The sequence below is a fragment of the Actinomadura chokoriensis genome, assembly GCF_039529475.1.
Taxonomy (GTDB): domain Bacteria; phylum Actinomycetota; class Actinomycetes; order Streptosporangiales; family Streptosporangiaceae; genus Spirillospora; species Spirillospora bangladeshensis.
On sequence record NZ_BAAAMW010000041.1, the window covers coordinates 13,956 to 34,666 of the forward strand.

At 71.6% G+C, this 20,711-nt stretch carries 18 protein-coding genes and 3 pseudogenes; 3 read left to right on the plus strand and 18 right to left on the minus strand.

Going from position 1 to position 20,711, the window contains the following annotated elements:
* Positions 1–608: 608 nt before the first annotated feature.
* Together ABFX46_RS41205 and ABFX46_RS43705 are read left to right on the plus strand one after the other, a co-directional pair.
* Positions 609–938, plus strand: coding sequence for a hypothetical protein (locus ABFX46_RS41205; protein WP_346049714.1), 330 nt, complete (start codon positions 609–611; stop codon positions 936–938).
* Entirely contained in the window at positions 880–1,047 is a 168-nt protein-coding gene (locus ABFX46_RS43705) for a helix-turn-helix domain-containing protein (RefSeq protein ID WP_428831373.1), read from the plus strand. Before ABFX46_RS41205 ends, ABFX46_RS43705 begins: the two co-directional genes overlap by 59 nt.
* A 320-nt stretch (positions 1,048–1,367) precedes the next feature.
* Here ABFX46_RS43705 and ABFX46_RS41210 read toward each other — a convergent pair whose 3' ends face one another.
* The 15 genes from ABFX46_RS41210 to ABFX46_RS41280 form a co-directional block, all read right to left on the minus strand.
* The gene (locus ABFX46_RS41210; RefSeq protein ID WP_346049716.1) at positions 1,368–2,534 is read right to left on the minus strand and encodes a serine/threonine-protein kinase; all 1,167 of its coding nucleotides are present in this window, start codon (positions 2,532–2,534) and stop codon (positions 1,368–1,370) included.
* Between the two features lie 603 nt (positions 2,535–3,137).
* Positions 3,138–3,263, minus strand: a complete 126-nt coding sequence (locus tag ABFX46_RS41215) for a hypothetical protein (protein ID WP_346049718.1) — start codon at positions 3,261–3,263, stop codon at positions 3,138–3,140.
* 67 nt (positions 3,264–3,330) lie between these two features.
* On the minus strand, positions 3,331–4,266 hold the full coding sequence (locus ABFX46_RS41220) for a DMT family transporter (RefSeq protein ID WP_346049720.1): 936 nt from the start codon (positions 4,264–4,266) through the stop codon (positions 3,331–3,333).
* Between the two features lie 6 nt (positions 4,267–4,272).
* Positions 4,273–5,718 (minus strand): aldehyde dehydrogenase family protein, encoded by a 1,446-nt coding sequence (locus ABFX46_RS41225; RefSeq protein WP_346049722.1) that lies wholly within the window; start codon positions 5,716–5,718, stop codon positions 4,273–4,275.
* A complete protein-coding gene (locus ABFX46_RS41230; protein WP_346049724.1) occupies positions 5,715–6,524 on the minus strand; it encodes an SDR family oxidoreductase in 810 nt (269 codons plus the stop codon). Before ABFX46_RS41230 ends, ABFX46_RS41225 begins: the two co-directional genes overlap by 4 nt.
* A gap of 8 nt (positions 6,525–6,532) precedes the next feature.
* Complete coding sequence (locus ABFX46_RS41235) at positions 6,533–8,626, minus strand: acetate--CoA ligase family protein (RefSeq protein ID WP_346049725.1); 2,094 nt, start codon at positions 8,624–8,626, stop codon at positions 6,533–6,535.
* Positions 8,623–9,789 (minus strand): acyl-CoA dehydrogenase family protein, encoded by a 1,167-nt coding sequence (locus tag ABFX46_RS41240; protein WP_346049727.1) that lies wholly within the window; start codon positions 9,787–9,789, stop codon positions 8,623–8,625. The genes ABFX46_RS41235 and ABFX46_RS41240 overlap by 4 nt, the downstream gene beginning before the upstream one ends.
* 156 nt (positions 9,790–9,945) lie before the next feature.
* Entirely contained in the window at positions 9,946–10,560 is a 615-nt protein-coding gene (locus tag ABFX46_RS41245) for a TetR/AcrR family transcriptional regulator (RefSeq protein WP_346049729.1), read from the minus strand.
* 51 nt (positions 10,561–10,611) lie between these two features.
* Positions 10,612–11,601: a C-terminal binding protein gene (locus tag ABFX46_RS41250; RefSeq protein ID WP_346049731.1), complete on the minus strand. Its 990-nt coding sequence runs from the start codon at positions 11,599–11,601 to the stop codon at positions 10,612–10,614.
* Complete coding sequence (locus tag ABFX46_RS41255) at positions 11,598–13,202, minus strand: 5-guanidino-2-oxopentanoate decarboxylase (RefSeq protein ID WP_346049733.1); 1,605 nt, start codon at positions 13,200–13,202, stop codon at positions 11,598–11,600. Before ABFX46_RS41255 ends, ABFX46_RS41250 begins: the two co-directional genes overlap by 4 nt.
* 19 nt (positions 13,203–13,221) lie before the next feature.
* Positions 13,222–14,322 (minus strand): ABC transporter ATP-binding protein, encoded by a 1,101-nt coding sequence (locus ABFX46_RS41260; RefSeq protein ID WP_346049735.1) that lies wholly within the window; start codon positions 14,320–14,322, stop codon positions 13,222–13,224.
* A 1-nt stretch (position 14,323) separates the two neighbouring features.
* A complete protein-coding gene (locus tag ABFX46_RS41265; protein ID WP_346049737.1) occupies positions 14,324–15,151 on the minus strand; it encodes an ABC transporter permease in 828 nt (275 codons plus the stop codon).
* Positions 15,148–16,053, minus strand: coding sequence for an ABC transporter permease (locus ABFX46_RS41270; RefSeq protein ID WP_346049739.1), 906 nt, complete (start codon positions 16,051–16,053; stop codon positions 15,148–15,150). The genes ABFX46_RS41265 and ABFX46_RS41270 overlap by 4 nt, the downstream gene beginning before the upstream one ends.
* Positions 16,050–17,108, minus strand: a complete 1,059-nt coding sequence (locus tag ABFX46_RS41275; RefSeq protein ID WP_346049741.1) for an ABC transporter substrate-binding protein — start codon at positions 17,106–17,108, stop codon at positions 16,050–16,052. The genes ABFX46_RS41270 and ABFX46_RS41275 overlap by 4 nt, the downstream gene beginning before the upstream one ends.
* Before the next feature lie 553 nt (positions 17,109–17,661).
* Positions 17,662–18,027: a DUF4345 family protein gene (locus ABFX46_RS41280; protein ID WP_346049743.1), complete on the minus strand. Its 366-nt coding sequence runs from the start codon at positions 18,025–18,027 to the stop codon at positions 17,662–17,664.
* A gap of 423 nt (positions 18,028–18,450) precedes the next feature.
* Between ABFX46_RS41280 and ABFX46_RS41285 the strand changes: the two genes are divergently transcribed.
* Complete coding sequence (locus ABFX46_RS41285) at positions 18,451–19,137, plus strand: DUF981 family protein (protein WP_346049745.1); 687 nt, start codon at positions 18,451–18,453, stop codon at positions 19,135–19,137.
* Between the two features lie 594 nt (positions 19,138–19,731).
* On the opposite strand, the pseudogene ABFX46_RS43710 reads toward ABFX46_RS41285, so the two are convergent.
* The 3 pseudogenes from ABFX46_RS43710 to ABFX46_RS43715 form a co-directional block, all read right to left on the minus strand.
* Positions 19,732–19,857 (minus strand): annotated as a pseudogene (locus tag ABFX46_RS43710) (transposase); the annotation flags it as partial.
* Positions 19,854–20,046: pseudogene (locus ABFX46_RS41290) on the minus strand (transposase); the annotation flags it as partial. The pseudogenes ABFX46_RS43710 and ABFX46_RS41290, both read right to left, overlap by 4 nt.
* Before the next feature lie 433 nt (positions 20,047–20,479).
* Positions 20,480–20,644 (minus strand): annotated as a pseudogene (locus tag ABFX46_RS43715) (thioredoxin domain-containing protein); the annotation flags it as partial.
* Positions 20,645–20,711: the final 67 nt, after the last annotated feature.

Here is a 20,711-nt window from a genome sequence, read left to right on the forward strand (position 1 = left end):
GTGGAACGTGCCAGGCGTGGCACCGCATGTAGGCGGGTGCCACTTGCCAGTTCGACGCTGCATTCATCGGCCGCAGGCCGATGAATGGTGCGGCCTAGGCCACGGACGCGTATGGGTTGGCCACCGCCGACGGAGGGGTGACTTCTCCCCCGTCGGTGGCCTGCCCCCGAGGGCGTGCCGGCTGCCGCTGCTGGAGGACGTCAAACCGCACGACCTGCGGCATGGCCGCAAAGCCTGGTTGCCAGAGGACGGGGTTCCCGGAACTCTCAGGACCGACCGGCTAGGGCATATCGTGCCGGGCATCCGCGGCACGTATACGCATGTCTCGGACGCCATGCGCGACGAACTGAAGACGAAACTTCAGCGTCGTCGGAAGACGCTCGTGACGAGGGCACCGATACGGTTCCGAGCTCGTCCCTGCCAGTGCTGAACAGCCTACTCTCCGCGACGCGGGAGAAACACGGATCGGCCGTCTCCCTGAGAAGTGCCTGATTCGAGAGGCACAACAGACGCGGTGGTCCGACCAGTGGGTTGCCGCGCCTTCTACTACGGAAAGTAACCAGCAGGGCAGAGGATCTCGTGAATACATTTGGAGTGGGAGCAAGATCATGCTCCAGACCCCGGTAACGCCGGTTCCAACACCGCCGACGATCACATCACCGCAGGCCCGCCTGGCCCTCAACCAGATCCACACCCGCCTGCGCAGGCAAGTCATCATCAGGAGCGATTCGGGTGGCGGCACCCACGAGTTCCCGGACTGGGTCACCACCAGCCGCATCGAGTACTCGATCTGGTTCAACCTCAACGACGACATCTGCGCCGCCATCCTCGCCCTGCCCGAACACGTGTGGCAGTGCGCCTACGACGCCGACCGGCAACTTGCTGCACCGGCTGGGCTGGAGCCCCCCGGTACCGCAGCGCCGCGCCGCCGAACGTGACGACGAGGCCATCGCCACCTGGGTCAAGGAGACCTGGCCGACCGTGGAAAAGCCGGGCGGGGCCAGAACGCGTGGATCCTCTTCGAGGACGAGGCAGGCCAATCGCTGAGGCCGTCCAAGGCCCGAACCTGGTCCCGCCGCGGACACACCCCGGCCGTCACCGGCACGGGCTCGGGACACGTCTCGCTGGCAGCGCTGGTGTGCCTCAAACCCGGGCACCGCACCCGCCTGGTCTTCCACATGCGCCTGTACCTCCGGCGCAAGAACAAGCCAAGCGCTTCCGCTCGACGACTACGCCCGGCTGCGGGACGCCGCGCACCAGCAACTGGGCCGCCCCATCGTGCTGGTCTGGGACAACCTCACCCCCAAGAAGACGAAGGGGTCGTCAAAGTGGTGGCCGACTCCTCGGGCGACAGAAATCGCGGGGCGTCACTTGCCGCGCTTCTTTCCCTTGCCTTCCCCATATTTGGGGGGCTTCTTCTTCCCGGCCTTCTCAGTTTTCCTGGGCGCGTAGGTGTTGACGCGGGAGCTGTCCGCATCGGATGGCTGCGGAGATGTGCTGCTTGCCGGAGGTGCCGACGCGGGCGCGGTGGGCGGTGGGGTGGGGGTGTTCCCGCCGGAGGCGATCGCCAACCCGACCGTACCCGCGGTCACCACTGCGGCGGCTGCTGCGGCGGCGATGAGGACGTGTCGTCCCCACGAGCTGGTCGCCGGCCCAGGTGCCGGCAGGTCGGCGACGGGGAGCCGGGCCGTGCTGGTCGCAGGCGCGTCCTCGGCCGGGTAGGCGGCGCGCCAGGCCGGGCCGGCGAACCAGGCGGCCACCTGGGCGGCCGCGGGACGCTGTTCGGGCTGCTTGCTCAGCAACCGCATCAGATAGTCCTCGAACGCACCCGGTAGATAGGGGCAGCCTTGCCGAGGCGGTACGGGTGTGGCCTTGACGTGCTGGTAGACGACGGCGGCGGCGTTGTCACCCTGGAAGGGCGGCTGTCCGGTCAGCAACTCGTACAGGACGCAGCCGAGGGAATAGACGTCGGAGGCCGGTCCGGCTGGACGGCCGAGGCCGCGTTCGGGCGCCAGATAGGCGCTGGTGCCGATCACCTGCCCGGTGCTGGTGAGCGCCGCCGATGCCTCGTCGGCGAACCGCGCGATGCCGAAATCGGCGATCTTCACGGTGCCGTCACCGGCCAGCAGCAGGTTCCCCGGCTTGATATCGCGGTGCACCACGCCCTGCCGGTGCGCGACGGCCAAACCGGCCGCCGCCTGCGCGGCAATGTCGGCGACGCGTTCGGGGTCCATGGCGCCATGCACGGAGCGCTCGTGGGCCAGGCTGTGCCCCTCGACGTACTCCATCACCAGGAACAGCCGGCCCTCGTGGGCTCCGAAGTCGTAGACGGCGACCACATGGGGGTCACTGAGCCGGGCCGCGGTCTGCGCTTCCATCTGGAACCGCGCGGCCGCCTGCGGGTCGGTGGCGGCCGCCAGCAGCAGCTTGAGGGCGACCGTCCGGCCCAGGCCCTCGTCGGTGGCGCGCCAGACCTCACCCATCCCGCCCTGGCCGATCGGCTCGTCCAGTCGGTACCGATCCGCTACCAGCATTCCGCTCCCCGAACCCCGCAGTGTGTCCTTCGGTGGGGGGACCGTCCCGGGCCACGTGCGGGGGTTGCGTGGCCCGGGGCGGGATTACCCGCAGCGGTCACCGGCCAGACGGGGCCGGGGCCACGCTAACTTCAGCGTTGCCTTCTCCCGGAACGTCACCCCTCTGGTCGAAGCTCACAACGGTAGCCGCCCACAGGGGGCACACCGGATAAGAGGGCGCTGGGCCTTAACTCGGTCTCACTCGCTCATTGCTGGGATGACGTCGGCCAGGGCTGACCCGGCGATCTCCATCATGCGGTCCAGGTCGACCGCCATGGCCCGGCCGTCCTCGACTGTGCGGGTGGGGCGTCGATGGCCTCCTTGGCCACCGTCGCCTCCACCGTGATCCGCGCCCGTGTATTCCGGCGCACCTCGGTCTGGTGCGGCTCGGGGGTGGCCAACCGGACCTCGACGTCAACACGCAGGTTGACCGCTCGCCGACCCGCCTACGCACGGGCATGGCGGGTCCGTGGCGGGGTCGCCCGCACGAGATCCTCGTGGTCAGGGCTTGCGCGCCACCGCTCCGAAGGCGTCGATCGGCACCGCGATCCCGTCGGGACGCCACTAGGTGATCGGGACGAGGCCCGGGTCGACCATCTCCAACCCCGCGAAACACCGGGTGAGCTGCTCGGGGCTGCGCAGGACGTAGGGAACGCCGCCGCTCTCGACGAGAGTCTCGGCGCCGTCCACGACCCCACTGCCGGTGCCGGTGCCGTCCCACGGCAGAGCCGAGATCGGGTACCGCGACGGGCGGCTGCTACCCCGTACCGACCCGAGTATTCGCCGGACGATCCAGGCCGGCCGCGCGTCTTCGCCATCTGGGACGCCGTGCGCCGTCGGATCCGCGCGCGTTGATCACGACGAGTGCGGAGAGGATGAGCATCCCTCCGAGGATGATCCGCGCGTCAACGCGCTCACCGAAGACGGACAGGCCGATGACGCCGGCCCACACCGGCTCCAGGACCATGGTGATCGAGACCGTCGACGCCGGGAGGTGGGCTTGGGCCCAGGTCTGCCCGAGCAGCGCGATGCCGCCGGCGACGACCGCCAGATAGAGGAAGGCCGGGACGTCCCGGGACTCCGGCAGTCGCACCCCGTCGACGGACGCGACGGCGAGGAAGGCGAACCCCATGGTGCCCAGTTGCACGACGGCGAGCGCGTAGGCGGTTCGCGCCTGTGACCAGCGTCCGAGGGCGAGGATGTGGACGGCGTACAGCAGGGCCGCCAAGAGCGTGAGCATCTCGCCCCAGCCGAGGGAGAACCCGCGCAGGGACATGGCCGCGACGCCTCCGGTGGCCAGAAGCGTCGCGGCGCTCGTCCGGACGGACGGCGGCTTGCGCGCGAACAGGCAGGCCAGGAGCGGAGTGAACACCACGTACATGGACACGACGAAGGCCGACACGGTCGGCGCGGTGTGCTGGAGCCCCACGAACTGGAGGTACTGGCCGGAGAAGTACACGAGCCCGAGCCCGGTGCCCACGCCGACCACGCGCCATCCCGCGCGCAGGACCGCCGCCGGGCGCACGAGCCCGACGACGAGCGCGGCCGTGAGGAACCGGAGCGCCAGGAAGTCCGGGACCGGCAGCCGGGTGAGCAGGTCCTTCGAGATGGGGAAGGTCGAGCCCCACACCGCGGTGACGGCCACGAGCACGCCGCCCGCGAGCGTCAGCCGGACGTCACGCCGGGCGGACACGGGCGGTCACAGCTGCAGCGCCTTGGTCTCCAGGAACTCCTCGATCCCCCAGCGGCCCAGTTCGCGGCCGTTGCCGGAACGCCCGTAGCCGCCGAAGGGCGCGGCCGGGTTGAAGGCGCCGCCGTTGACGTCGACCTGGCCGGTGCGCAGGCGGCGGGCGACGGCGACGGCCGCGTCCCGGTCCGGCCCCCACACGGCGCCGGCCAGCCCGTAGGGCGTGCCGTTGGCGAGCGCGACCGCCTCCTCGACGCCGTCGTAGGGCTGGACGGTCAGGACGGGCCCGAACACCTCCTCTTGGACGATCTCCGCGTCGGACGCGACATCGGTGACGACGGTCGGGCGCACGTAGTGGCCGCGCGGCAGGCCCGCCGGGCGCTCCGCTCCCCCGGTGACGATCCGCGCGCCGGCGGCCTCGGCCCGCTCGATGAAGCCCGTGACGGCCCGCCGCTGGGACGCCGATGCGACCGGCCCGAGGTCGGTCTCGGAACGGGCCGGGTCGCCCACGACGAGCGCGTCGGCGTGCGCGGCGGCGAGGCGCAGCGCGGTGTCGAGGTCCGTGCGCGGCACGAGGAGCCGGGTCCAGGCCGTGCAGGTCTGCCCGGAGTTGAGCATGGCCGCGTCGACGGAGGCGCGCACGGCCGTCTCAAGGTCGGCCCCGGGGAGGATGACGCTCGCGGACTTGCCGCCGAGTTCGAGGCTGACGCGTTTGATGCCCGCGGCGGCGACGGCCGCGACGCGGGCGCCGACCCGGGTGGAGCCGGTGAAGGAGACCGCGTCCACGTCCGGGTGGCCCGCGAGGGCCTCCCCGACGACCCGTCCCGGGCCGGGGACGAGGTTGAAGACCCCCGGCGGGACCCCGGCCTCGTCGATCGCGTCGGTGAGCAGGTACGCCGACAGCGGCGTCAGCTCGGCCGGTTTGAGCACGACGGCGGCGCCGGCGGCGAGGGCGCCGCCGATCTTGGCGAGGACCTGGTAGAAGGGGTAGTTCCACGGGGTGACGCAGGCGGCGACGCCGATCCCCTCGCGCAGGACGAGCGAGTTCCCGACGCGTTCCTCCCAGGCGAGGTCCGCGGCGGCGTCGAGGTAGGCGCGCAGGACGTCCAGTCCCGTGTCGATGTGCGCCTCCCGGGCCACGCGGAGGGGCGCGCCGATCTCGGCGACGGTCGTCTCCACGAGCAGGTCGCGCCGGCGTTCGAGAGCGGTGTGGACGCGTCCGAGCACGGCCAGCCGCTCGTGCGGCGGCATGGCCGACCAGGACGGGAAGGCCTCCGCCGCGGCGGACACCGCGGCATCGGCGTCCTCGGCCCCGGCGTCGGCGGCGGTCCCGATCGGCGCCTCGGTCGCCGGGTTCTCGACCTCCGTGGTCCGGCCGCCCGCCGTCTCCCGCCACCGGCCGCCGATGTACACCGCCGACCGCGCCCATTCGGGGCGGCCGGCCAGCCGGGCGCTCATGCCCGTGCCGAGGAGTCGGAGTAGACGACCTTGCCGAGCCACTGGCCGCCGTCCACCGAGAGGACGTCGCCGGTGATGTAGGCGGCGCGCCGGGGGTCGAGCAGGAACGCCGCCGACTCGGCCACCTCCTCCGGGGTGGTGAACCGGTTCGCGGGGACGCTGCCGAGCACGCGGCGGCGGTCCTCCTCGGTCGGCCACAGCGCGGCGCCGGCGCCCTCGGTCTCGGTGGGGCCCGGCGAGATGCAGTTGACCCGCACTCCCCGTCCGCCCCACTCGGAGGCGAGGGTGCGCGTCATCGCCAGGACGCCGCCCTTCGCCGCCGCGCTATGGACGGTCCCAGGGTGCCCGTGCCAGGCATAGCTGGCGATGACGTTGAGGATCGCGCCCCGGCCCGCGGCGAGCATGTGGCGGCCCGCGGCGCGGGTGCCGTAGAAGGTGCCGTTGAGGACGATGTCGACCACGGCGCGCCAGCCCCCGGGCGAGAGGTCCTCGGCCGGGCACACGAAGTTGCCCGCCGCGTTGTTCACCATCGCGTCGATGCGTCCGTGCTCGGCCGCGACGCCGTCGATCGCGGCGGTGAGCGCGTCGGCGTCGCGCACGTCGCAGGTGACGACCGCGGCCTGGGCGCCGAGGCTCTCGGCCCTGCGGGCGGTCTCGGCCAGGGGCTCGGCGCGCCGGCCGATGACGACGACGTTCCCGCCCCCGGCGGCGTAGCGGACGGCGATGGCGCGGCCGATGCCCGAACCGCCGCCGGTGACGACGGCGACCTGCCCGGCGAACTCGGCGAGCGGAGATTTCTCGATCATGTCTTCCCTCACTGGTCGGTGGACGGGGCCGGCGCGGCGGCGAGGACGAGGGCGTCGACGGCGATCGCCCCCTCGGGCCCGGCGCGCAGCGGGTTGACCTCGCATTCGGCGACGCCGGGATCGTCCGCGATGAGCCGGGACACGGCCGCGACGCTCGCGGCGACCGCGTCGAGGTCGACGGCCGGGCGGCCGCGGAACCCGGTGAGCAGCGGCAGCCCGGCGAGCGACTCGACGAGGCGGCGGGCCTCGACAGCGCCGACGGGCGCGAGCGCGACCGCGACGTCCCGGTACACCTCGGCCTGAACGCCGCCGATCCCGACGAGGACGACGGGTCCGAAGGCGTCGTCCCGGCGGGCGCCGACGATGAGTTCGACGACGCCGGTGCGGGCGTCCATCTCCTCCACCACGTAGTCGCCCTCGCCCAGCCGGGCGACCATGTCGGTGAGAGCGGCGCTCACGGCGTCCGGGTCGGGAAGGCCGACTGCCACCCCGCCGACCTCCGTCTTGTGCTCCAGCCATCCGGCCTTGAGGACGAAGGGGCCCGGCATGGCCCGCGCCGCGGCGGCGGCCTCCCCCGGGGTCCGGACGGGGACCGCGCGAGGGTAGCGGAGGCCCGCGGCGGCGAGGAGGTCGCGGCCCGCGAGGTACGGAAGCGCCTCACCCGCCCCACCGGCCTCCCCGCACGGCACGGCCGGGACGGCGCGTCCCGATGCGTCCCCCGGCGGTTCGGAGCGGCCGAGCTCGGCCGCGAGCCCGAGCGACCGCGCCGCCGCGTCGATGGTGAACAGCGCGGGGACGGAGCGGGCGCGCAGCTCCCGCACCGCCGCCGAATCGCGGCTCATGCTGTGCACGATCACCGGGCGCCCGTGCTGTGCGGCCGACAGCCCGAGCGACGCGGCCACCTCCAGCTCCCGCTCGACGAGCGTCGGGGTGTCGGCGCCGTAGCAGCCGAAGTACCCCGACAGGACGACCGCGTCCACCTCGCCGCTCCGCACGAGCACGTCGACGACGCGCGCGTAGGTGTCGAGGTCCTGCTCGCCGGCTCCGGCGAGGTCGACGGGGTTGGCCGCTCCGGCGCCCTCGGGCAGCAGGGCGGAGACCGCGGCCCGCGTCGCGTCCGACAGCGGGACCACGGAGAGCCGGTGGCGGGCCATCACGTCCGCGGCGACGGCGCCCTGGCCGCCGCTGTCGCTGACGATCGCGATGCGGTCCCCGGCGGGGAGCGGGCCGCCGGCCAGCAGGTGCGCGAGGTCGATGGCCTGCGCGGGGGTGTCCGCGAGGACGGCTCCGGCCGCCCGGCAGGCCGCCGCGACGACGTCGGTCGACGCCGTCAGCGCGCCGGTGTGCGACCGGGCCGCGGCCCGGCTCGCGTCGCTGGCGCCCACCGTGAGGACGATGACCCGCTTGCCCGCGGCGCGGAGCCGGGCCATGACGTCCACGAGGTCGCGTCCCGCGCCGAAGCTCTCCAGGTAGAGGACGACGGTCCGGGTCGCCTCGTGGGCGACGAGGCCGGCGAGCAGGTCGGCCGCGGTGACGTCGACCTGGTTGCCGACCGAGACGAACCGGGAGACGCCGAGGCCCGCGTGGGCCGCGAGCCCGGCGATCTCCAGGCCGAGCTGCCCGGACTGCGACACGATCGCGATGCCGCCCGGGACGAACGTGCCCCAGGCGAGCTCGAGCTCTGCGTCCGCGTCGTACAGGCCGAGGCAGTTCGGCCCGACGATCCGGGCGCCGGCCCGGCGGATCCGGTCGGCGAGCCGGTGCTCCAGTCCGGGCTCGCCGTTGGCGAGGTCGATATGGGCGGTGATCCCGAGGAACCCCTTGACGCCCAAGGCGAGCGCCTCGTCCACGACGGCGGGGATCGTCCGTGCCGGGGTGGTGAGGACGACCAGCTCCGGCACCGACGGCAGCTCGCCGAGCGACCGGGCCGACTGGACGCCCTCGATCGTGGCGCCCTTGGCGTTGACGAGGTGGACGTCCCGCCGGTGGGCGCCGCGGAGGGCCCCGCGGGCGATCCAGTAGCCCCACTTGGCGGGGTCGGGCGAGGCGCCGACGACGGCGACCGACTTCGGGTCGGAGAAGACCGACAGGGCGTCGCTCATCGCCCGGCCACGGCGCGCGAGATGATGAGGCGCTGGATGTCGGAGGTGCCCTCCTCGAGCTCCTCCAGCTTGGCGTCCCGCAGCCACTTCTCGACCATGAACTCCCGCGAGTAGCCCCAGCCGCCGTGCGTCATCAGCCCGGCGTCGGCCACCCACGTCGCGTTCTCCGACGCGGTCAGCTTCGCGACCGCCGAGGCCGCGGTGACCGGCGCGCCGGCGTCGTACAGCCGGGCGGCCCGCATGGTGACGAGGTGGGAGACGTCGGTCCTGGCGGCCATGTCGGCGAGGCGGAACGCCACGGCCTGGTGCTCGATGATCGGCTTGCCGAACTGGACCCGCTCCCGCGCGTACCGGACGGCGTCCTCCAGCACCGCGCGGGCCAGGCCCGTCGCGGCCGCGCCGATGAGGATCCGGGACGCGTCGAAGGTGTGCATGAGCCCGTAGAAGCCCTTGCCCTCCTCGCCGAGCCGGTTCTCGACCGGGACGCGGACGTCCTCCAGGAAGACCTCCGCGTTCAGGGTGCCGCGCTGGCCGTACTTCCGCATGGGCGCGCCGACCGTGAGCCCCTCGCGGTCGCGCTCGACGACGAACGCCGTCACCCCGCGGGAGCGGAGGGCCGGGTCGACGGTGGCGAACACGACGAAGTACTGCGAAAGAGGGGCGTTGGAGATCCACGTCTTCGACCCGTTGAGGACGTAGTGGTCGCCGTCGCGGACCGCGCGCGTCTGCAGGGCGGCGGCGTCCGACCCCACGCCGGGCTCGGTGACGGCGACGCTGGTGACCGGCGGCGTGGCGCCGGTGAGCGGGGTGATCCACCTGCGCTTCTGCTCCTCGCTGCCGAGGGACAGGATCGGGTCGGCGAAGAACGAGCCGGAGGTGAGGAAGTTGGCGATGCCGATGTCGCCGTGGCACAGCTCCTCCTGGACGAGGCACTGGGTCACGAGGTCGGTCACGCCGCCGCCCCCGTACTCGGCGGGCAGCATGTAGGCCGCGAGCCCGATCTCGGCGGCCTTGGCCCACAGGTCCATGGGGGCCTCGGTGTCCGCCTCGTCGACGGCGCGCGAGCGGGGGCGGATCTCGTTGCGGGCGAAGTCGCGGGCGAGCGTGACGAACTCGCGCTGTTCGTCGCTCAGCTCGATCCCGTCGGTGAGGTCGTACGACATGGAGGGGCTCCCGATGAAATTTAACTGACCCGTCAGTTATGTTTGTGTGATCGTGCGGCAGGGCGCAACAGGCTGTCAAGGGGGTTCAGGGGCGGACCGCACGGCCGCCCGGGCGGGGAGCCCGAGCGACCGGCGTCCGGAGGAGGGCGGGGGCGCTCAGCCGATGGCGGCCTGGGCGGGCTCGGTCGACATCGTCGTGAGCAGATGGTCGCACACGCTCTGCATCCGCTCGATCGTCATGTGCCGGGACCCGACGAGGGCCTGGATCGCGAGGCCGTCGATCATGCTGACCAGGGCGTTCGCGAGCAGCATCCGATCACCCTGGACGATCAGCCCCTCGGCCTGGCCGGCCCGTATGATCTCGGCGATCACGCTGCGCCACTCGCCGTAGATCCGCTCGTTGAGCTCGCGGAGGTCGGGGTCGTGCAGCGCCTCGACCCAGGTCTCGGCCCAGATGCGCCAGGCGGCCGCGGTCTCCTCGTCGTGCGGGAGGTAGGAGTCGACGAACGCGCGCAGCCGGTCCCGGGCGTTCTGATGCCGGTCCAGGATCTGCTTGCGGCGCTCCAGCGAACGGGTGAAGTTGTACTCGAACGCGGCGTGCACGAGGTCGCGCTTCGTCTCGAAGTAGTAGTGGACGGAGCCGGTACTGATCTTGGCGCGCCTGGCCACGTCGGTCACGCGCAGCGCCTTGTAACCCCGCTCGCTGACGACCTCGCAGGCCGCCCTCAGGATCTGGTCGCGACGCTCCGCTACGACGCTCGGTCGTGGCATCCGTTCTCACCTCGTGTGCTGTAAATGGTCAGGTTGTCAGACGGCCGCGGCTCAGTCCAGCGCCGGTCGCGGCCCCGCGCCCGGCCCTGTTCGCCGCCCTTCGAGGACGGCGGAGACGGGCCGGCCGCGGGCGTGCCACTCGACGACGTTCCGGGCCTGTTCGAGCACGTAGTCAAGGGTGCTGGCCGCCGACAGGTACGCGGCGTGCGGTGTGACGAGCACCCGGGGATGGCGGACGAGCGGGTCGTCCGGCTCGGGCGGCTCCCGCGGCAGCACGTCGAGGGCGGCGCCGGACAGGCGGCCCGCGTCCAGGCACCGCAGGAGCGCGCCGTGGTCGACCAGGCCCGCGCGCGACACGTTCACGAGCGCCGCGCCCGCGCGCATCAGGCCGAGCCGCCGGGCGTCCAGCAGGTTCCGGGTGGCATCGGTCAGGGGCAGGTGCAGGCTGACGACGTCGCTGCACGCCAGCAGCGCGTCGAGCTCCATCGGCTCGACGCCGTCCACGTCGGCGGCGACGGGGTCGTGCCCGACGACGCGGCCGGCGAGCGGCCGGACGAAGCCGGCGTAGCGGCGGCCGATCCGCCCGAGGCCGACGACGCCGACGGTCGTCTCCGAGAGCCGCCGCAGGTCGTGCCGCGTGCCGTCCCACATCCCGGCGCGGACGTCGCGGTCCAGCCGGGGCAGCCCGCGCAGCAGGGCGAGCGTCATGGCGAGCGCGTGGGACGCGACCTCCTCGGTGGCGGCGCCCGGAACGTTGGCGACCCAGACACCGCGTTCGCGGCAGGCGTCGAGGTCGACCATGTCGTAGCCGGCCGACTGCGTGGCGACCATGCCCACGCCGGGAAGCGCGTCGAGGAGCGACCGGCCGACCTCGGCGTAGCCGAGCAGGAGCGCGTCCGCGTCCGCGGCGGCGGCCACGATGTCCGCGGGCGCGGGCGTGCGGGCGAACCGCACCGCGAACCCGGCCCGCTCCAGCAGCTCCACGCCGGGTGTCGGGTCGGTGTCGACCACGTCGGTGTAGACGGCGACGGGCTTGGTCATGCCATGCCCCTCGCGGCGCGGCTCTCCTCGCGGACGTGGATGAGCGTGGGCCGGTCGGCGTCCAGGGCCGCCTTGATCTCGCCGGTCAGCTCGGCGGCGTCCTCGACCCGGACGCCGCGGCAGCCCAGCGAGCGGGCGAGCGCGGGGAAGTCGGGCCGGCCGAGGGCCACGGCGTGGACCGGCTCGTCCCGGTCCGCCATCTCGTTGCGGATCTCGCCGTAGCCGCCGTTGTCGACGACGACGACGGGCAGCGCGATCCCGAGCTCGGCCGCCGCGGCCAGCTCGGCGACGGTGAACATCGTGCCGCCGTCGCCCTGCAGGACGAGCACGGCCGTGTCCGGGTGGGCGGTCTTGGCGCCGATGCCCGCGGGGAGGCCGAAGCCGAGCGTGCCGCCCCCGGTCGGGTAGAGGAAGGCGCCCGGCCGGTGCAGGGGCAGGTTCGACAGCGCGCCGTAGTAGCAGGCCATCGCGCTGTCGGACGCCACGATCGCGTCGCGGGGCAGCGCCTCCGCGATCGCGGACACGATCCGCAGCCAGGGCGCGCCCTCCTCCCGCGCGGCAGTCCGGTGCAGGTCGCGCCATCTCGCGGCCCGCTCCGGCGCGTCCGCCGGCGCTGGGACGTCGAGCCGTTCCAGCAGGGCGCGGAGCGCGAGTGCGGCGTCCCCGACGAGGGACACCGCCGGGATCACGTTGGTCACGACCTGCGCCGGGTCGACATCGACGCGCAGCACCTTGCCGGCCAGGTCGGGCAGCCCGATCCACCAGTCGGACGGGGCGAACTCGGTCCCCACCGCGATGACGAGGTCGCTGTCGTCCAGGAGCTCCAGGACGCACCGGTGCTGGAGCCCGGCGCCCACGAAGAGCGGGTGGTCCTCCGCGACGACGCCCTTGCCGTTGGCGGTGGACACGACCGGGGCGCCGACCGCCTCCGCCAGGGAGAGCACCTCGCCACCGGCGCGCGCCGCTCCCCCGCCGACGACGAGCACCGGCCGCCGAGCGGCGGCGCACGCCGCCGCTCCGGCCTCGACCGCCTCCGCCGCCGGAGTGCGGGCCGCGGCCGGGACGGGACCGGGCACGGTCACGTCCGCCTGCTCTTCGAGCAGGTCGAGCGGGATCTCCAGATGGACCGGGCGGGGGCGTCCCGAGACCAGGTCGGTCCACGCCTGGGCCACGGCGAGCGGGATCTCCTCGACGCTCGTCACCCGGTGGCTCCGGCCGAGGACGGCCGCCATGGCGGCGCTCTGGTCCCTGACCTCGTGGAGGAGGCCGTTGCCCCGGCCCGGGTGGCGCAGCGGCATCCCTGGCGACACGAACAGGACCGGCACCGAGTCCGAGTACGCCTGCGCCGCGGCCGCGGCCGCGTTGAGGATCGCCGGACCGGTCGTGGTCAGGCAGACGCCCGGCCGTCCCGACGACCGCGCGTACCCGTCCGCGGCGTAGCCGGCGCCCTGCTCGTGGCGCGGCGAGACGTGCCGGATCCCGTGCCGCGCCATGGCGGCGTAGACCGTGAGGTTGTGCGTCCCGGGGATCCCGAAGATCGTGTCCACGCCGTGCGCGGCCAGCCCGGCGACGAGTGCCTCGCCGCCCGTCATGCTCGTCATGCTGCTCACTCCTTCCGGGTCAGTCGAGGACGCAGGCGTCGCGGACGTCCCAGTACGCGTTCACCCGCGCGCCGGGGGCCACCCCGTCCGGGGTCCGGGGGACCCCGGTGCTCGCCACCAGCCGCCGGCCGGCGTCCGTGCGCAGCTGGACGGTGCGGCTGCTGCCGAGGTAGATGCAGTCCTCCACGATCGCCTCGACGCGGTCCATCGTGTCAGGGACGGGGGCGTCCGGGAGGGCGATGCCGAGACGCTCCGGCCGGATCATGAGGGCCGCGCCGCCCTCGTCCGCGGGCCCGTCGAGCCGGTAGCTCCGGCCGCTGTCCGCGTCGACGAAGCTCCCGTCCCGGACGGTCCCGGTGAAGACGTTCGACGCCCCGACGAACTCCGCGCTGTAGCGGCTGTTCGGCTCGGCGTAGAGCTGCTCGGGCGTGCCGAGCTGGACGATGCGCCCGTCGCGCAGCAGGGCGATGCGGTCGGACATCGTCAGCGCCTCGTCCTGGTCGTGCGTGACGAAGACGAAGGTGATGCCCATCTCCTTGTGGAGCCGCCGGATCTCCAGCTGGAGCTGCTCGCGGAGCAGCTTGTCGAGTGCGCCGAGGGGCTCGTCCATGAGCAGGACGCGGGGCCGGAAGACGATCGCCCGCGCGAGGGCCACGCGCTGCTGCTGGCCGCCCGACAGCTCGGCCGGGCGCCGTCCGCCGAGGTGGCCGAGCTCGACGAGGTCGAGGGTCTCGGCGACCCGCCGCCGGATCTCCGCCTTGGCGGTCTTCTGCCGCTTGAGGGGGAACGCGACGTTGTCGGCGACCGACATGTGCGGGAAGAGCGCGTAGTGCTGGAACACCATGCCGAAGCCGCGCCTGTGCGGGGGCAGGGAGGTGATGTCGCGGCCGTCCACCTCGACGGTCCCGGCCGTGGGACGGGTGAAGCCGGCGACGATGTTCAGCAGCGTGGACTTGCCCGAACCGGACGCGCCGAGCAGGGTCAGGAACTCCCCCGCCCGGACGTCGAGGTCGATGGACTCCAGCACGGTGTTGTCGCCGTACTCCTTGCTCACTGCGCCGATGGAGATCGGGGCACCGGTCGACGCCGGGGCCGGCGTCGTCTCTAGGGCTGCGGTCATGTCATGCACCTGTGTTCGTTGCGGGACGTGCCGTGCGGCGGCGGGCGACCTGCCGGACCAGCCGGGTCAGGCCGAGGACGGTGAAGGAGCCGAAGATGACGACCAGCACCAGCGTCGAGAGGGCCGCGACGGTCGGATCGATCTGGACCCGGATACCGGACCACATCTGGACTGGGAGCGTCGTCATCTCCGGGCCGGAGAGGAAGATCGCGGTGACGACCTCGTCCCAGCTGATGAAGAAGGCGAACAGCCCGCCGGCGAGGACGCTCGGGAGGATGAGCGGGAGGGTCACCTTGAAGAACGTCGTGACCGGTCCCGCGCCGAGGCTCATCGCGGCCATCTCGAGCCGCCGGTCGACCGAGACCAGCCCCGCCACGACGTTGATCACGACGTAGGGGACGGCCAGGCACGTGTGGACCAGGACGAAGCCGAGCGTCGTCTGGGTGAGCCCGAGCTCCAGGAAGGCGATGTAGGCCGCCAGGCCGACGATGACGTAGGGGACGATCAGCGGCGCCAGCAGCACCGCCATGATCGTGTTGCGGAACGGGAGGCTGCCGCGCACCAGGGCGAGGGCCGCGAGGACGCCGAGGACGACCGCGCAGACCGACGACAGCAGCGCGACGTTGAGGCTCGCCAGGGCCGAGTCGATCCAGACCGGGTCGTCCAGGATGTTGCGGAACCAGCGCAGCGACATCTCGCCGGGCGGGAAGGACAGGAACGAGCTGTCGGAGAACGACATCGGGACGACGATGAGGACCGGCAGGACGAGGTAGACGCCGACGACGGCGGCCAGGGTCACGAGTCCGGCACGGGTGAGGATCTTTGTCATGGCTGCCGCATCAGGTGTTTCTGGAGGTCGACGAACCGTCCGGCCACCACGAGCAGGAGGAGGGTGGTGAGCAGGAGCATCGTCGCGAGGGCCGCGGCGAAGCCGAAGCGGAGCACGGTGCTGACCTGCTGCACGATCAGCTCGCCGATCATCGTGTTCTTCGGGCCGCCGAGCAGCGCCGGCGTGATGTAGTACCCGAGCGCCTGGACGAACGTGAGCAGCACCGCCGCCGCGACTCCGGGCGCGCTGAGCGGAACGAAGATCCGCCAGAAGGCGCCGGCCGGGCGGTCGCCGAGCGACTCCGCCGCCTGGAGCAGGCGCCGGTCGATGCCCTGCATGGTCGCGTAGATCGGCAGGACGGCGAAGGGCAGCGCGACCTGCACCATGCCGAAGACGACGCCGCCGAGCGTGCGGATCAGCGGGATCGGCTGGTCGACCAGGTCGAGCGACTGGAGCGTGGAGTTGAATGCGCCGGTGTCGCGGAGGAACAGCACGAGCGCGAAGCTGCGCACCAGGATGCTCGTCCAGAACGGCACGAGGACCAGCCCCATCATGATCATTCGCCAGCCGGGCCCGACGAGCGTCATGAGGTAGGCGTAGGGGTAGGCGAGCGCGAGCGTCACCACCGTGACGATCGTCGCGATCAGGAACGTGTTCCCGAGGACGCGCGGGTAGACGGCGTTCGCGAAGACGTCGCGGTAGTTCTGGAGGCCGACGGTCGGGTCCGTCAGGCTGCGGGACAGCATGACGACGAGCGGCACCACGAACACCAGGACCAGGAAGACCAGCAGCGGCAGGACGAGGACGCCCCAGCCGTCGAAGCGCGTCCAGCGGGGCGGCCGCAGCGGGCGGGGCCGCCCCCGGACCCTGCCCGCCGGGGAGTCAGCGGTGGCCGACGTCACTTGGCGATCCACGCGTTCAGTCGCTCGGTCACACCGTCGTAGTTCTTGGCCCAGTAGGCGTAGTCCACGAGACCCGCGGAGTTCTGCGCGTTGGCCGGGAAGCCCGGCAGCTCCTTGCGGATGTTCTCCGGCACCAGTTCGAGCGCCTTCTCACTGGCCGGACCGTAGATCGACGCCTCGGCGTCCGCGGCCTGCGCCTTGAGGTTGTCGAGGAACCAGCGCATCCACTCGAAGGCGAGGTCCTTGTTCGGGTAGCCCTTCGGCACCACGATCTGGTCGTAGGAGACCAGGTTCTCCTTCCACTCGTTCGCGACCTTCTCCCCCGCCTGCTGAGCCTGGAAGATCCGCCCGCTCCACGCCTGGACGAGCGGCGCCTCACCGCTGGCCAGCATCTGCGTCATCTGGTCGCCGGTGTCGAAGAAGACGATGTCCTTCTTGATCGATTCGAGCTTCCGGAAGGCCCGGTCGATGTCGAGCGGGTACAGCTGGTCGGGCTTGACGCCGTCCGCGAGCAGCGCGGCCTCGAACATGCCGCCCGTCGCGTACTTCCAGAAGCCCCGCTTGCCCGGGAAGCGCTGCGTGTCGAAGAACTCGGCCCACGTCGTCGGGTGCGCGCCCGAGAAGGTCTTCGAGTTGTAGGCGATCGTGAAGGAGTACTGGAGGATCGGGATGGCGCACGGGCCGATCTGGCTCTCGGCGACCCCCGTCGCCTTGGCCTTGTCGAGAATGTCCTGCGGCAGCTTCTCCAGCAGCCCGCTCTCGCAGGCGGTGTTCGCGAAGTTCGGCTCCACCTCCGTCGGCCCCGAGGTCACCTTGCCCGCCTCCACCTGCGCCTTGATCTTGGCGTAGTCGGTGGGCGAGTCCTGCTTGATCGTGACGTCCTTGGTCTTGGCCCAGGGGGTGAAGTAGGAGTCGACGTGCGCCTTCTGGGCGGCCCCGCCCCACATCGTCACCGTGAGCGAGGAATCGGAGGCGCCCGAGCCGCCGCCGCAGGCGCTCAGCGCGACGGCCAAGCCCGCCGCCGAGGCGATGGCGAGCAACCTGGTGGTCTTCATCGACCCTCCCGTTCCGGGGGTTGTTTGACTGATGCGTCAGTTAATGTCGTACACCGTGACGTGCGCCACGCTCGGTGTCAAGAGGCCACCGGCAACTTCCCGCCCACCGGACCCGCACCGTCACACCGCCCTCGGGAGCCGCATCCGGACTTCTCGAAGCGCTGGTCACAGCGGCGCCGCCACGCCCGCCCCCATCGCGGACGCGGCTGCCCGCTCGTGGGAGTCACCGACCCGCCCCGCCAGCCAAGATCACGCCGGCTTCATGGACTTCCCCGATCCCAGTGGACGACAGATGAGCGGCCCGCGATGCGCTTGCTGGTGCGGTTGCTGAGGACAACGCGAAGAAGGCGGCGTGGCCCTGGCTGAGGATTTTCGACTACGCGAGCATGCACTTCTACATCACCCGCACCGACCCGCCGCCGGCAACGCATCATCCCCGAGTCGTACGGTCGCGTCGTAGGTCTTCCCGCGACATGCGCTCGGGGGAACACGCCCGAAGGCCTGCAGAACGGTGAGCCCGGCCCCATCCGCACCCCGAGTTGCCGATGAGACTTCAGAGGGCCTTCAGCAGGGCGGCCGCGAGCGCCAACTCGACGAGCAGATAGAAGACGGTGGGATAGAAGGCCGACGGCCGCTCAACGGCCATGGAGACGACCCGGCCGGCACCCATCCCCGCCAGGGCCAATACCACCGCCACCACCACGCCCTCGCGCAGCCCGCCGGCGTCGGCTGCGGCCAGACCTAGAGCCACCGCCACCGCAAGCCCGAATCCACCATAGACGGCACGGACCTCGTTCCGGCCGTCCACCGACCTCACCTCCGTCCCGAACGGGGCCAGAAGCGACGCCGGCGCAATCAGACCGCAGAGCCCCATCACAGCGAAGAAGACCCCGACCGCTCCAATGATCACCTGGTCCACGTGCCCTCCCCCACATCACGCCAAATGCGCCGAGAAGGTGCCCGTACCCCGCACCTGCTCGTTCCCAGTGTTGCGGGGCCGCTGCCATAGGCCGACTACCCGGCAGGTAAAGCGCGCAACTCAGCCGGATCAGGCTCGGCTCAACTCATCCAAAGACCGACCGCAACACACGCGAGACGCCGGTGATGACCCCCGCGAAGATCCGGCAACTGTTCGCCGCTAAGGTCGCCCCCGCCAAAAGGCTGCAGCGTCGGCCATGGAGGAAAACGTTCGGCACCATCCTCCCCGGGACACGCGCGAGTGCCGAGGGAGAGCCACAGCGACGTTCGGGAATAAGTTCAGATCCGCAACGTTGTACTGATGATCCAAGTTTGAACTACTGGGGCGAGTAGGCGCTCCGACAACAGAACGGATGTGGGCCGCATGGTCGTTTACAACGAGTTGGTGGCTATCACGGCAGGCGCGGGACTGCTGGGGGTGGCGGCATTTCTCAACCTCCTCATTCGCAAAAAACCCATCGAAAGTGAAGGATGGGCGGCGTTCTTCGGCGTCACCGGGCTCCTGCTGCTGGTACTCGGGCTGCACACCACGGTGACCTGGCCCTTCGGCGGCGACGGGTTCGAGTACGCCAACATCGCCTTCGGTCAGCCGGCCGCAGGCTTCGGGGCATTGCTCACGTTCGCCGCGGTGTACCTGTGGCGCAACCGTGCCCTCTTCGGCGACACCGAGCAGACCAAGACCGCCGCACTCGCCGCTCTGAAACCCGCTGGCATCTTCGTCGGCACGCTGGGCCTGGGCATGGCGGTCCTAGCCGTGACGTTCGTCCGCTTCCAGCTTGGCGCTGCTCCGCCGGAAGAGCCGATCAGTGGCCGCTTCGGGCACCTGCCGCTCATCGAGGCCCTGTTCCTCGGCGGACTGTGGGGGATCATCGCCATCGGCGCCCTGCTCTTCGCGACCGCACTCTGGACCGAACGGCCTCAACTGCTGCGCTGGGTCGTCTGGGCCTGGATCATCGGCGGCGTGGTGCTCCTGCTCTTCGGCGCGATGAACTTCTACACCCACATCGGCATGTACTACAACCTCGAGCACGGAACGACGCACAAATGGTGACCCGGCCCCGCTCGGGACTGTGACAGTGAGCATGTCGTGAATGCGATGAGAGCCCCGGGCCTCCCGGGGCTCTCATCGTTGCAGTATTCGGAAAGAATTCCACTACGTGGCCGCCTCGGCATGGAAAGCGCTTCGACCAACTGCTCGGTAGCGTCTTCACGACGTACTTAGCGTGATGGGCTCTCGCGGATATGCAGGGCGTCGATGGCCTTGGCGATGCAACAGGTGCGGGAGGGGCTGTACTCGTCCATATTGCATTCAGACACCTCCAGCCGCTCAAGCATTCTGCCCATGGGGCCGAATACGGCGCGCCCCCGGCACCGGGACCTGATCGGGGACCAGCACGCCGCTCGCCTCAGACCCGCGCGACTGGACCGCCGTCCCCTCCATCCGGCTGCTGGAGCCCGGGCAGGGGCGCCGCGCCGGGCTCCCGCCGAACGCGGCCGACGCTTCGCGCAGCGCATTGCGGTAGGCGGTCATGGGCCCCGACGACCATGGCGTCGCGCCGGTCGCGGGCGGTGTCGACCACAAGCCCATGTCGTGACTCCCCCGAGCCGAGCCTGAAGCCGGCGAACTCGTCCCAGCCGAACTCCCCACGGAGGCTTGGGCGACGGTGCGGGGCCAGATCGTCTCCACCGCCTTGGGCCGGCCCTTCAGCCCGTCGCAGACCAGCACCAGGACATCGGCCAGGCCGCGGTTCTTCAACTCGGTGAACACATGGTCTTGGCCCGGGCCCCGTTGCGGCTGTTCCGCTGCCCCGGGCCGGACGCGTCGTGCTTTCCGTAGCCGACATGGTCGGTGATCTCGCCTTGCAGCGCGGACTCCAGCACCCGCTTGGTCTGCTGCTGCAGCAGCCCGCCCTCACCGGTCAGTTGCAGCCCCTGAGGTTCGAGCACGGTCCACCAGCATCGCGATCAACTGATCGTCCGACGCCGCACCCGGCGGTGTCTGGACCGGCTCCTCGACGGACTCGTTCTCGGCGGCGGTGCCGGTCACCTGGCGTCTCCTTGATCATCCGCGGACGCCCGGCGCGGCACCCGGCGTGCCGTCGTATGGTCACGCGGCGAGATCGTGGGGGCGGTGCTGGAGTCTGTCGGGTAAGCAGCACGAAGACACCTTTCACCCCAGGGCACCCATGTGGTCAGGCGGCTGATGGATGGCAGCCCAAGCTGCGGCCTTACTGGGCTACATCGCGAGCGGCCTGTGTTAGCGCGCGGTCGGCAGTGCGGCCTTGGTGGTGATCTCGGTGATGCGTTGGGTCGGCTGTCCTTCGGTGACGCGAGCGAGGCCGGGGGCATCGGCGAGTTTCACGGTGGCGGTCCGCAATCGCGGTGTACTCGTTGGCGATCTCTCGCGGGATCGGCATGAGCGCTTGGCATGGTCGGCAGCCGGTGGCCCAGAACTCGGCCAGGAGCGGTTCGGGCGTGGCGGTCAGGTGCCGGTCGAAGTTGTCGGCGACGCGTGAATACTGACCCCCAGGCGACGGCCGAAATCTGACCCCCTCCACTGTGGAGGGTGATCAAGGTGGAGGACTGGGCGGAGATCCGCCGGTTGCACCGGTCCGAGGGCATGCC